Origin of the sequence: Leifsonia sp. fls2-241-R2A-40a (assembly GCF_030209575.1) — a bacterium.
Taxonomy (GTDB): Bacteria; Actinomycetota; Actinomycetes; order Actinomycetales; family Microbacteriaceae; genus Leifsonia.
Genome location: NZ_JARVRS010000001.1, coordinates 2,026,779 through 2,038,401, shown reverse-complemented (window position 1 = coordinate 2,038,401; position 11,623 = coordinate 2,026,779). Strand labels below are relative to the sequence as shown.

Annotated in this window: 12 protein-coding genes; 6 read left to right on the top strand and 6 right to left on the bottom strand. The window is 67.7% G+C overall.

The features are described from left to right. Positions 1-258: 258 nt before the first annotated feature. Together QRN40_RS10155 and QRN40_RS10150 are read left to right on the top strand one after the other, a co-directional pair. Entirely contained in the window at positions 259-1,389 is a 1,131-nt protein-coding gene (locus tag QRN40_RS10155) for a Gfo/Idh/MocA family protein (protein ID WP_285115495.1), read from the top strand. After that, positions 1,389-2,228: a sugar phosphate isomerase/epimerase family protein gene (locus tag QRN40_RS10150; protein WP_285115494.1), complete on the top strand. Its 840-nt coding sequence runs from the start codon at positions 1,389-1,391 to the stop codon at positions 2,226-2,228. Before QRN40_RS10155 ends, QRN40_RS10150 begins: the two co-directional genes overlap by 1 nt. Positions 2,229-2,250: 22 nt before the next feature. Here the strand turns inward: QRN40_RS10150 and QRN40_RS10145 are convergent, their stop codons facing one another. Genes QRN40_RS10145 through QRN40_RS10120 form a run of 6 tightly spaced genes read right to left on the bottom strand, consistent with a single transcriptional unit; the run spans position 2,251 to position 7,363 of the window. Further along, positions 2,251-3,123, bottom strand: coding sequence for a sugar phosphate isomerase/epimerase family protein (locus tag QRN40_RS10145; protein ID WP_285115493.1), 873 nt, complete (start codon positions 3,121-3,123; stop codon positions 2,251-2,253). Beyond that, the gene (locus QRN40_RS10140) at positions 3,120-3,947 is read right to left on the bottom strand and encodes a sugar phosphate isomerase/epimerase family protein (RefSeq protein WP_285115492.1); all 828 of its coding nucleotides are present in this window, start codon (positions 3,945-3,947) and stop codon (positions 3,120-3,122) included. Before QRN40_RS10140 ends, QRN40_RS10145 begins: the two co-directional genes overlap by 4 nt. Next, on the bottom strand, positions 3,944-4,708 hold the full coding sequence (locus QRN40_RS10135) for an alpha/beta fold hydrolase (RefSeq protein ID WP_285115491.1): 765 nt from the start codon (positions 4,706-4,708) through the stop codon (positions 3,944-3,946). Before QRN40_RS10135 ends, QRN40_RS10140 begins: the two co-directional genes overlap by 4 nt. After that, on the bottom strand, positions 4,705-5,406 hold the full coding sequence (locus tag QRN40_RS10130) for a ThuA domain-containing protein (protein ID WP_285115490.1): 702 nt from the start codon (positions 5,404-5,406) through the stop codon (positions 4,705-4,707). Before QRN40_RS10130 ends, QRN40_RS10135 begins: the two co-directional genes overlap by 4 nt. Then, on the bottom strand, positions 5,403-6,422 hold the full coding sequence (locus QRN40_RS10125) for a zinc-dependent alcohol dehydrogenase (RefSeq protein ID WP_285115489.1): 1,020 nt from the start codon (positions 6,420-6,422) through the stop codon (positions 5,403-5,405). The genes QRN40_RS10130 and QRN40_RS10125 overlap by 4 nt, the downstream gene beginning before the upstream one ends. After that, positions 6,419-7,363 carry a sugar phosphate isomerase/epimerase family protein gene (locus QRN40_RS10120; protein WP_285115487.1) on the bottom strand — a complete coding sequence of 315 codons (945 nt, stop codon included), beginning with the start codon at positions 7,361-7,363 and terminating at the stop codon, positions 6,419-6,421. The genes QRN40_RS10125 and QRN40_RS10120 overlap by 4 nt, the downstream gene beginning before the upstream one ends. A 270-nt stretch (positions 7,364-7,633) precedes the next feature. On the opposite strand from QRN40_RS10120, the gene QRN40_RS10115 reads away from it, so the two are divergent. From QRN40_RS10115 to QRN40_RS10100, 4 genes are all read left to right on the top strand, one after another. Further along, positions 7,634-8,422 carry an AraC family transcriptional regulator gene (locus QRN40_RS10115; RefSeq protein WP_285115486.1) on the top strand — a complete coding sequence of 263 codons (789 nt, stop codon included), beginning with the start codon at positions 7,634-7,636 and terminating at the stop codon, positions 8,420-8,422. 61 nt (positions 8,423-8,483) lie between these two features. Then, positions 8,484-9,839, top strand: a complete 1,356-nt coding sequence (locus QRN40_RS10110; RefSeq protein ID WP_285115485.1) for an ABC transporter substrate-binding protein — start codon at positions 8,484-8,486, stop codon at positions 9,837-9,839. Positions 9,840-9,846: 7 nt separating this feature from the next. Next, positions 9,847-10,782 (top strand): carbohydrate ABC transporter permease, encoded by a 936-nt coding sequence (locus QRN40_RS10105; RefSeq protein WP_285115484.1) that lies wholly within the window; start codon positions 9,847-9,849, stop codon positions 10,780-10,782. A gap of 7 nt (positions 10,783-10,789) precedes the next feature. After that, positions 10,790-11,623, top strand: coding sequence for a carbohydrate ABC transporter permease (locus tag QRN40_RS10100; RefSeq protein WP_285115483.1), 834 nt, complete (start codon positions 10,790-10,792; stop codon positions 11,621-11,623).

The window sequence follows — 11,623 nt, the reverse complement described above, 5'->3', positions numbered from 1 at the left end:
CCTTCATGGATTCAGACCTCCGAATAGGGAAGAGCTCGTTCTCTTCGCAATGAGCGTGACCGGCGAGCAGGACTTTGTCAAGACTTTCTTGAAAGTTGCTCGCATAACTTTCTTGTCACGGACCCTCTCGCATGCATTTCTGACCACCTCGCGTGGGCCATGATGTGCCGGCTGGAGAAGTTTGATACGAAGAACGCGTTGACGCGGGATGAGTTCGGCTCGTAACCTGACGAAGAAAGTTTCGCGAAAGGGTTACCAATGGCACGAGTCTTCCTCATCGGTGCGGGAGCGATCTCCAGGCATCACGCCGCCGCGGCCTACGACCGCAGCGTCATCGACGAACCGGTGGAGGTGCACGTCACAGACACGAACGCCGAAACTCTTCGAGCGTTCGTCGAGCAGTTCCCGGACGCGATCGTCCACGACGACATCACCGCGCTCCTCAGCGGCCGGCGGGAGCCGGACGACATCGCCGTGGTCGCCACTCCCCCGTTCACCCACTTCGACCTGGCATCCGCCGCGATCGCCGCCGGCTTCCACGTACTGTGCGAGAAGCCCCTCGTGCTCACCGCCGGCGACGCGGCTCTTCTGGCCGCCCAGGCGAACGCCGCAGGTCGGGCGCTGGAGGGATGCGACTCCCGTTTCCGCTCCCTCGCCACCACGCAACGCGTTCGGAGCCTGTTGCGCGACGGGGCTCTCGGAGAGATCTATCACGCGGAGTTCGTCAATCGGTCCCAGCGCGGGCGGAGCGGCTTCGAGTTCCAGAGCGAATCGAGCTGGTTCCGCGACCCGTCCCTCAGCGGCGGGGGCGTGATGATGGACTGGGGTCCGTACGACGTCGCCGTGCTCGACGAGGTCTTCGAGCCGGTCGCCGTCGAGATCCGCGACGCGTGGGCGGGGCGTCCGCACACCGGCGGCCCGTTCGAAGCAGACTCCGACCGCGCCGAGCAGCACATCGGGGCGACCTTCCGGCTGACCCTGGCCGATCGATCGATCGTCGATGTCTCGTATGAGCGCGCGGCCGCCACGCACGGGTCGGAGCACTCCTCCGTGGAGATCACCGGTGCCGCAGGCGCCGTCTCCTGGGATTGGCTGGACTGGGAGGGCGACGAGGTCCGCGTGAGCTCTGACCGTGGCGGCGCCGTCGTCACCCAGACGGAACACCACCCGACCACTGGGCCGGTGTTCCACGCGCGTCCGCTCGCCGAGTTCCACGCGGTGCTGCGGGCGGGTGAAGACCCGCGCACGCGGACCGCCCGCACGCTGTTCTCGTTCCAGTGGCTGCGCGCCGTCGTGGAGTCCGCGACGACGGGACAGCCGGTGCTGGTCGAGTACCCCGCGGTTCCTCGGCCCGTCCGGTTCGAAACCGCGACGGCCGGGGCCCTCTGATGGCGCACGACCTGGTCGGGATGGACGTCGGCTTCTACAGCCGCGGCGGCGCCTATCCGCTGAATACCCGATTCGAGATCCTGGCCGAGCTCGGCTACGACGCGACCAACCTCACCCTGTGGAGCGAGCCGGCATGGGCCGACCTCCCCGCACTCGGCGAGATGGCGAGACGACACGGCCTCGACGTCGCCTCGATCTACCTCACCATCGACCTCTCCGCACCGGGAAGCGCCGAGTGGAACCGTGCGCTCGACACCATCGGCTCCGTCGACGCGACCCGGACCGTGGAACTCGCCCTGCTGAACGAGTCGGGGGAGCGCTCGGACGCCGCATTAGACGCCGACGCGCGCCGGTTCCTCGACGCCGCCCTGGAGCGGGCGCGGTCGAACGGTGTGCGCCTCCTGCTCTACCCGCACACGTTCGCCTGGATGGAGCGGCCCGGCGATGCGCTGCGCCTCGCGTCCGCCTACGACACCACCGATCTGGGCATCACATTCGCGGCGTTCCACTGGTACGCCGCCGACGGCGACGACCTCCCCGGCACGCTCGCCGCACTCGCACCGTTCCTCGGCATGGTCAACACCAACGGGAGCAGGCCGGTCGCAGGCTCGTACTTCCCGGCGACGATCGAGCCCATCGGCGACGGCGAGTTCGACAACTTCCACCTGCTCGGGCTCCTCCGCGACGTCGGCTACACCGGACCGCTCGGCGTGCAGTCATACGGCATCGGAGGCGACCCGTACGTGCACTTCGGGCGCTCGCTCGCCGCAGTACGCGAGATCGAGGGCCGGCTCGACCGGCATCCCGACTGGGTCCCGCTTCGCACCGACCACATCTAGGGCAGCCACGGTATGGGGTCGGTCAGCGACCGGCCCCATACCGTTCCCGCTGTTCGCGGAGGAAGCGCAACCCGTCGACCGCCAGCTGATCCTGCGTGGGAGCCAGCGGGCGCCAGATGGATGCGGCGGTTGCGATGGACGCGTTGTCGGCGGTGAACGACTCGATGCCGAGGAGCCCGGAGTACCCGATCTCGTCGAGCGCGCCGAAGACGTCGTCCCACGGCGTGAGGTCTCCGCCAGGAGCGCCGCGATCGTTGCCGCAGACCTGCAGGTGCAACAGGCGGTCTCCAGCCGCGCGAAGAGGTTCGGTGAACGACCGCTCCTCGATGTTCATGTGATATGTGTCGAGGTTCAGACCAATGACCGCAGGGTCGAACGGCTCGATGAAATCCAGCAGCTGCGACGTGGTGTTGAACAGGCTCGTCTCATAGCGGTTCAGCGGCTCGAGTGCGATCCGCACGCCGCGCTCGCCCGCATAATCGGCCAGGCGACGGTAGTTCTCCGCCAGCTCGCCCAGCACCTCGCCGCGTTCGGCCGGACTGATGCGCCAGGTGCGGCCCACCGAGGTGTACGCCGGGCCGATGACCATCGACGACCCCTGCCGCTGTGCGGCGTCGATGGCCGTGCGCATGTACTCGAGCGTCGACTCCTGCGTCGCGCTGTCCGCGGCGGCCAGCTCCCGCCCCGGCGCGAACACCGCCCCGACCACGGCGGTGAGCCTCGTCTGCTCCAGCAGGTCGCGGGTGCGCTCAGGGTCCCAGTCGCCCGGGTTCTCCAGCGGAAGCTCGACGGCGTCGAACCCCCACTCTGCCAGCCGGGGCAGCCGGTCGGCGAGGATGGCGTCGGTCAGCGGCGAATGCCAGATGAACGTGTTCGCTGCGAGCAGCCAGGTCATGGGGTCTCCTCCGTGACGGTTATGAGAGATCGGCGGACGTAGGCGCCGGTGCGCCGCACCGCCTCGTCAGGATCGCGCTCGGCCAGCGGCGATTCGTCCTCGAACGCGATCCACCCGCGATAGCCGACGTCGTCCAAGGTCGCGACGATCGCGGGAATGTCGAGGACGCCTTCGCCCGTCGCAGCCCAGCCGCCGTCGGAGTGGATGTCCTTGATGTGGACGTGCCGGATGCGGTCCGAGGTCCGGCGGACGAGCGCGATCGGATCCATCCCGCCCTTTGCGATGTGCCCGACGTCGGGGGTGAACCCCAGCGGCTCCGGCAGTTCGTCCAGCAGCAGCTCGTAGTCGTCCGGGGTGCGGAACACGGACCCGGCCGGTGAGTTCGGGTGGAAGGTGGCGACCACGCCGCGGTCGGCAGCGCGCTGTGCGACCTCCCGCATGCACGCGAGCGCGTTGCGCTGCCGCTCGCGCAGGTCTTCACGGTCCGCTCCTGGCATCACCACCAGGTTCAGCACCGCGCCCGGGTGGCCCGCGACGGCGTCGATGGCTGCGTCGGCCTCGCGCCGCTCCTCGTCGCTCTCGGACGGGCCGCGCCAATCGTGCACCAGGCAGAGGGCGGCGAGCTGGATGGGGACGGAGGCGAGATCCGCGTCGAGCCGACGGGCGTTCCAATCGGCACCGAGCATGAAGACCTCGGGTTCGAACCCCGCGAAGCCCGCGTCGGCGGCGACCTGCGCCATATGCCGGGTGGTTCCGCGGAAGCGGTCGGCGGACATCTGCCAGCTGTAGGTCTGGCAGGCGAAACGAGCCCTGGGAAGACTCACGTCAGCCACTCCTCCACGATCGTGTTGAACTCGTCCAGCCGCTCCCAGTGGTGCACATGCCCGGTGCCGCCGAACATCTGGAGTCGTGCTCCGGGGACGCCGTCGGCGACCTCGTACGAGCGCGCCGGCCGGATGAAGACGTCGTCCGCTCCGACCGTCACCAGCGTCGGAACCCCGATCGCCGAGAGCCGATCCCGGGTGTCATGGCCGGCGCACGCGCGAGCCTGCGCTGCGAACGCGTCCACGCCGATCGGCGGCTCCGCGCCGAGCTGGGCCTCGAACTCGTGGGCGTGGTCGTTGATCCACTCTGGCGTCCACACCGTGTTGCGCAGGAGCAGGTTGAAGTGCCGGGCCGACGAATCGGTCCGCGACGCGGTCAGGGATTCGAGCACGCCGTCGGTGTACGGGTCGCTGGCCGCCCAAGGGGCGACCAGGACGAGCCGGGCGACCAGATCCGGTCGCTGCAACGCCAGCTCCTGCGCGGTGCACGCGCCCATCGAGATCCCTGCGACGGCGACCTGCTGTACTCCCAGCTCGTCGAGCAGGTCCGCGACCCGAGCGGCGATTCCGGCGACGGTCAGCGGTGCGTCGCCGAGGTCGGACTCGCCCGCGCCGGGGTTGTCGACCGCGATGCAGCGGAACGTCCTCGACCACGCGTCCAGGTGCGGACGCCAGGCCTCGGCGCGCGCGCCCAGACCCATCAGCAGGACGAGCGGCGGGCCGGAACCCTCCTCAAGGTGACCGAGCGTCGAGGCCTTCATCGGTCCTCGCCGATGGCCCAGCGGACCGCCTGGGTGAGCAGGCGCACCACTTCCGACCGCTCGAGATCGGACTGACTCCCAAGGCTCGTGTAGAAGACACGGCGGCCGTCGTCATCCCAGCTCCAGGCCACCGGGGACGGCTGCGGCGGGATCTCCGGGTCGATCGGATCACCGGCGAGGAGCACCCGCGCGGCGGCGGGCGGCTCGTTGACGTAGAGCCACGAGTCCACCTCGAACACCGGAGGGAGCCCCTCGGTGATCGGGTCGTCCGGGGCCACGACCTCCACCCGCGTGCGCGAGCTGTGGCCGTGGTGGGTGGACCACGCCGAACCGAGGTAGCGGTCGGCGAATCCCGCGGTCCAGTCCTCCCACGGCGACGCGGCGACCGGATGGAACGCGTGGTTGGAAGTGCGCAGCGCGACGACGGCGCCCCCTCGCTCCAGGTAGGCGGCCAGCGCGGCGACTTCGTCGTCTGGCAGCACTCGGAACCGGGTGTAGAGGAGGAGCAGGTCGGCATCGGCGAGCACGTCCAGCCCGCCGAAGCTCGACTCGGGGAAGTCCGGGGTGTCCTCGATGATGCTCGGCGTGCGGTAGTCCAGGGTCGCCCCGAGTTCGCGCGCGATGGTCTCGGCGACCGGGCGCATGGTGACGTCGGACTCGTACTCGCCCTCGCCGGCGAGGGTGACGATGGTGGTCACAGGTCCTGCACCTCCGTGGGGAAGAGGAGCACCTTGCCGCAGCGGCCGGAGTCCTGCACGTCCATCGCCTCCGACACCCGATCGAGCGGGAAACGGTGCGTGATCGCCGTGTCGATGAGGCCGCTGGCCTTGCGGATGGTCTCGATCATGCGCCAGCCGTCGGTCTGGTGCTTCCAGTGCCAGACGCCGTGCACGTCGAGGCCGAGCGGCACGATCGGCGGCAGTGTGATGTCCAGGCCCCACGCCACGATGCTCAGGCCGGCACGACGCGCGGACACGGAGGCCAGGAGCGCCGGATTGGAGGGCACACCGCTGGTCTCGATGGAGGCCGTGACGCCCCAGCCGTCCGTCGCGTCGAGCACCTGGTCGACGATATCGGGAGCGGTCGGATCGAAGACGGTCGCTCCGAGCTGCCGGGCGAGGTCCGCCCGCCACGGGTTGACCTCGAGCGCGAGCACGGTCGCGTTGCGGGTGACGCCGTTGATGATGGCTCCGAGGCCGACCGGCCCGCACCCGGCGACGAGCAGGGTGTCGCTGGCGGCCACGTTCATCCGCTGACTCGCATTGAAGCTCGGGCCCAGCAGGCAGCACGCGGCAGAGGCGTGGACCAGCGAGACGTCGTCGGGCACCGGGACGAGGAGCCAGTCGGGCTTGAGCACGTACTCGGCGTAGGTCGCCGTGCCGTACGGCTGCTCTGACTCGGCCAGCACGTCGCGCTGGAACGGGCAGTGGATGTGCTCGCCCGCGATGCAGTAGCGGCACGTCCCGCAGGCGTAGCCCGGCATCACCACGACCCGGTCGCCGACCGCGACGCGGGTCGAACTCCCCGCGTCGACGACGACACCGGCGGCCTCGTGACCGATCGAGTCGGAGACGTCGCCGGCCTGGCGGGACTTGAACTCCGTGCACATCGGGGCGACGAGGATCTGCACGACGACGAGGTCGACCAGGCCGTGTGGCTGCGGGCGGTCGACGATCTCGACGGCGCCCTTGCCTGTGATCGCTGCTGCTCTCATGCGTGCTCCCGGATGCTCTGCTGGCGGCTGAGGAATGTGTCGCGGATCGCGCGGAGCTCGCTCGCTCCACGGAGGGCATCCACCTCCGTCTCCGGCCAGAAACAATAGTCGGCCGTCCACCACTCCAACCCTGCGGCGACCGGGCCGAGCCCGTCCAGCACCTCCTGGAAGTCGAGCTCCCCGAGTCCGAACGGGAGGTGGACGCTGGTGTCGTCGTCGTGGAGGCTGCCGTCGCTGTCGATCAGGTGCAGGTGACGCACCCATGGCGCGACCAGCGAGGCGAACTCCGCCGCGCCGCCGGCGAGCAGTTCGGGAGCGGGACTCTGGCGGCGGCCGTAGCGGCCCAGCGTGTGGGCGTGCGAGGTGTCGAACAGCAGCCCGAAGTTAGCGTGGTCGACCTCCTCCACGATCCGCAGGATGTCGCTGGGGCGGTTGATCCAGAAGCCGGGCTCGAACTCCCACACCAGCTGGGCGCCGGCGTCGGCCAGGCGCTGCGCGGACGCGCGCCACGTCGTGACCAGGCGTGCACGCGCCTCGGAGTCGTCGACGGAGACGGGACCGGTCGGCGGCGTGATCGTGTCGACCCGCACCGTCCGGATCTCCGCAGCGCGGACGAAGTCGGCAATCCTGTCGATTCGCGCCAGATAGACCGCCTCCTCGACCTCGGCCGGCGGCGTGGACCGCAGATCGGGGGCGAAACCGGAGATGCCTAGGCCCTTGTCGGCGAGCCGGATGCGAAGGCCCTCAGCCTCCGCCGCGGTGTAGTCGTCCTCGTGCGGGTGCGGACGGAAGCCGTTGATCTCGACCCCGTCGTATCCGGCGTCGGCCGCGAAGTCGGCGAACCGGTCGAAGCTCCAGGGATGCGACTCGTAGGGACCGAAGCTGAAGGCCCAACTTCCGATCGAGACCTTCGGCCTCTCTGTGCGGGCGTCATTGTCCATGTGTCACGAGTCCTTCCTCATTGCCTTCTTCGACGATAAGGAGCGCCCCGTCGGCCGCCGTTGGAAATTCCGATTCGATCCTTGTAAATTTCGGCCGAGTCGACCCCGGGACTGTTGTGCTGCCGTCCGCCCCGGAGTGATGCTTGTCCTGACATGAACGGGCGGCCTATCCCGGGCTTTACCAATGATCGCAACGCACGAGGAGGTGCAATGGAAAGCCTCGCACGGTCTGCGGCCCCGTCCCGGGGCAGCGGCCTTCCGTTGGCCGGCTTGGAACAAACCGGCAGGGCTCTGATCAGCGCCTTCGACCACGTGCCCGATCTGTTCATCTTCGTGAAGAACGCCGAGCGCGTCTTCGTCGACTGCTCGGAGCCCTTCGTGTCGCTCATGGGCTGCCGGAGCAAGGCTCAGATCATCGGCAAGCGCGACGAGGACTTCTCGCCGGAATACCTGGTAGAGCACTACCGCAACTACGACAACGCGGTGCTCGAGACCGGCGAGCCGCTGATCGACCTAGTGGAGCTCGTCCGCAACCGCGACGGCTCTTACGACTGGTTCGTCAGCACGAAGACCGCGATCCGCGATGCCGACGGCGCCATCACCGGGCTCCTGGGCGTGACCCGGAGCCTCACCATCAAGGAATCGGCCTCCGACGGCCTGCGCACCCTGACACCGGCGATCGAGCTGATCACCCGCGACTACGCACGAGCGCTGACCGTCGGTGACCTGGCGGGCAGCGTGCTCATGTCGCCGAGTAACTTCAGCCGACTGTTCAAGCAGCACTTCGGGGTCACTCCGTACAAGTACCTGCTCCGGGTCAGGTTGATGGCCGCGTGCGACCTGCTCGCCACCACTTCGCTGTCGATCGGCGAGATCAGCCTCCGCACGGGCTTCTACGACACCAGCCATCTCACCCACGAACTCCGCCGCAGCCGCGGGATGACGCCGACCGACTATCGGTCGGAGTACCAGACGTCCCACTCCTACCGCCAGCGGCACCACGCGTCCGACGCCCCCGTCAAGGACGCGCTCGAACTTCAGCCCGATCCCGTCGGCTGAGAGGGGGAACCCCCATCCGACCGGTCCTTTCGTGTCCGGTCCCCCACCAAGAGGAGAGACGATGAAGTCAACACAACGGCGCGAGGGTCGCCGCGTCCGCCGCCGCCTGGCGACACTGATCGCAGGAGCCGCGGTCGTCGGGATCGCACTTGCCGGCTGCTCCGGCTCCGGCTCGAGCGGCTCCGGCAGCATCAGCATCATGAACCGCTGGTCGGATCCGGTCGGAAAGGTCGCCGCTCAGCACCTGTTCGACGGTTTCACGAAGGCCACGGGCATCAAGGTGCAGAACCAGGTCCAGCCGAACAGCGGATCCACCTACCAGCCGGCCGTGCGTACCGCGCTGTCGTCCAGCAACCCGCCGTCGCTCGCCAGCGACATCTCCGGGCCCGAGGTCTACAACTTCGCGAAGTCAGGCGTCATCCAGGACATCACCTCGTTCTACAACAGCACCATAAAGTCGCGGGCGCTGGGTGGAGCCGTCACTGGTAACACCTATAAGGACAAGGTCTACGGCATCAGCACCGGCTATAACGTCGGCAACCTGATCTGGTTCAACCCGGACTACCTCAAGAAGTTCGGCATCGAGGCCTCCTCGATCCACACCTTCGAGGACATGCTCGCCGCGATGAAGAAGATCAAGTCGGCCGGAGGCAATGCCGCCGTGATCGGCGCGAAGGACCAGTGGCCCGGCGGCCACTACCTGAACGACCTGGTTCAGCGCGCGCTCGGCTCCAAGGAGACCCAGCAGCTGTACGACCGCAGCGTGAGCGCCGGCCAGCCGGACACGCCCAAGTGGACGGATCCGGAGGTGGTGAACGCCCTGCAGTCGTACGTCGACATGAAGCCCTACTTCCAGGACGGCTTCCTTGGCGAGGCCCAGGCCACCGCGGACTCGCTCTTCCTGAAGGGCGACGTCGGGTTCTACGAGATGGGCTCCTGGTTCCTGAACACCATCCAGGCGCAGCCGCCCTCGTTCACGCCGGGCGTCATGCTGTTCCCGCCGTTCAAGGACGGCAAGGGTAAGGGCACCGACATCACCATCGCCAACTCGGTCCTGATGGTCAGCAAGAAGGCCGACACCAAGTCGGTCGAGAAGTTCCTCGAGTACTTCAGCCGGCCGGAGGTCGCGAGCACCTACCAGAAGGAGTCGCTCTCCTTCATGCCGTACAAGACGAACAGCAGCGCGCTGGACGTCGACAAGTCCATCAAGACGCAGTGGAACACCATCTCCGGCTTCGTGAAGGACACCGGTTCGGACGGCTCGGCCCTCTACAACGACCAGGGCATCGACGTGAACATCTACACGAAGTACATCTGGCAGGGCAGCGTCGGCCTCATGTCGGGCGACATCACACCCCAGGAGCTCGCGCAGCAGCTGGAGTCGGCCACCGAGGCCGCACAGAAGGCGAATGGCTGAGAACCTCATGGCAACAGCAGTGATCTCGACTGCGAAGCTCCGCGTCCGGCGCGTGTCACGCGCCGGCGCGGAGCCGTCGTGGAAGGCCTACGCCATGATCGCGCCAGCGGGCATCCTGTACGCGGTGTTCCAGCTGGTCCCGATCGTGGGCGCGGTGGTGCTGAGCTTCACCTCGTGGAACGGCATCAATCTGGCGGACATCAAATTCGTCGGGGTCGCCAACTACCAGCGACTACTCACCGACGGGCTCTTCTGGACCAGCTTCGGGCACAACGTGTTTGTCGCCGTCATGGTGTTCTTCTTCATGTCCGTCGGAAGCTTCGTCCTCGCCGCCATCATCCATGCGGGCATCCGGGGCGGCGCATTCTTCCGGATCGTGTTCTTCGCTCCCGTCGTCATCTCAACCGTCGCGATGGCCATGCTGGCGATCTTCTTCTTCAGCCCGTCGCAGGGCCTGATCAACGAGGGGTTGCGCGCCGTTGGCCTCGGCGCGTGGGCGCAGCCGTGGCTGGGCGATGCCAAGTGGGCGCTGCCGTCGGTGACCGCCACGTACATCCTGCAGAACTTCGGCTTCTCGGTGGTGCTCTTCCTCAGCGCGCTGACGCAGGTGAACGACGAGATCTGCGAGGCTGCGGAGGTCGACGGCGCCTCGCAGGGCCGCATCCTCTGGCAGATCGTGCTGCCGACGATCAAGCCGGTCGCGTCGGTGGTGGTGCTGCTCGGCTTCATCAACTCGTTCCGGCTCTTCGACACCGTCTACGTGATGACGGCCGGTGGTCCGTTCCATGCCTCCGACACGCTCGTCACCTACCTGTACAGTGTCTCCTTCGGCGGCAACGATGTCGGCTACGGCAACGCGATCGGCGTCGCCCTGTTCGTGATCCTCTGCATCATCGCGGTCGTCCAGCTCCGGATCACCCGCGGCGAGAAAGCCCCCCGTTAGGACCGCCATGAAATTCGCACGCTTCTCCCTCCCGGCGCGAGTCGGCTCCTACGTCTGGCTCTGCGCCCTCGCGATCGCCGTGCTGTTCCCGCTCCTCTGGGTGACGACGAGCGCGTTCAAGAAGTCCTCGGACATCATCGCGAACCCGTTCTCGCTTCCGACCTCGCTCAACTTCGACAACATCGTGAACGCCTGGAATCAGGGCGCGTTCGGGACGCTGTACATCAATAGCGCCCTGATCACGATCGTCTCCGTGACCGGCATTCTGATCATCGAGGGGTTGGCGGCCTACGCGTTCGCGCGGATGAAGTTCGCCGGCATGGCCATCCTGTTCGCGGTCTTTGTCGCCGGGCAGCTGATCCCGGCGCAGACGATCGTTCTCCCGTCGGCGCTGCAGATGTCGGCGTTCGGCCTCAGCGACACGCTCGTCGCGCTGATCCTGCAGTACCTGAGCTGGGCCCCGTTCGCGATCCTGTTCCTGCGCGCCGCGTTCATGGCGGTGCCGAACGAGCTGGAGGAGGCCGCCCGAATCGATGGAGCAGGTCTGCTCACGACGGTCTGGCGGGTCGTCCTTCCGATGACGCGCTCGGCGTTCGCGACGGTGGGCACGGTCTACGCGCTGTGGATCTGGAACGACTTTCTCTTCCCTCTGGTGTACGAGCGGTCGGCGGAGAACTTCACCGTCCCGCTGGGCCTCGCGCAATTCCAGGGCACGTTCACGACCTTCTGGGGGTACCTGGTCGGTGCGATCTTCGTCTCGGTGTGGCCGCCGCTGCTCGTCTACGTCGGCCTCAGCCGTCAGATCCAGGACCGCCTGTCGTTCGCGGGGTCGAAGGGCTGA

Bases quoted from the DNA above. Each gene is read 5' to 3' on its own strand.
- QRN40_RS10145 (WP_285115493.1), bottom strand. From the start codon at position 3,123: ATGACCTGGCTGCTCGCAGCGAACACGTTCATCTGGCATTCGCCGCTG.
- QRN40_RS10105 (WP_285115484.1), top strand. From the start codon at position 9,847: ATGGCAACAGCAGTGATCTCGACTGCGAAGCTCCGCGTCCGGCGCGTG.
- QRN40_RS10135 (WP_285115491.1), bottom strand. From the start codon at position 4,708: ATGAAGGCCTCGACGCTCGGTCACCTTGAGGAGGGTTCCGGCCCGCCG.
- QRN40_RS10120 (WP_285115487.1), bottom strand. From the start codon at position 7,363: ATGGACAATGACGCCCGCACAGAGAGGCCGAAGGTCTCGATCGGAAGT.
- QRN40_RS10150 (WP_285115494.1), top strand. From the start codon at position 1,389: ATGGCGCACGACCTGGTCGGGATGGACGTCGGCTTCTACAGCCGCGGC.
- QRN40_RS10125 (WP_285115489.1), bottom strand. From the start codon at position 6,422: ATGAGAGCAGCAGCGATCACAGGCAAGGGCGCCGTCGAGATCGTCGAC.
- QRN40_RS10100 (WP_285115483.1), top strand. From the start codon at position 10,790: ATGAAATTCGCACGCTTCTCCCTCCCGGCGCGAGTCGGCTCCTACGTC.
- QRN40_RS10110 (WP_285115485.1), top strand. From the start codon at position 8,484: ATGAAGTCAACACAACGGCGCGAGGGTCGCCGCGTCCGCCGCCGCCTG.
- QRN40_RS10155 (WP_285115495.1), top strand. From the start codon at position 259: ATGGCACGAGTCTTCCTCATCGGTGCGGGAGCGATCTCCAGGCATCAC.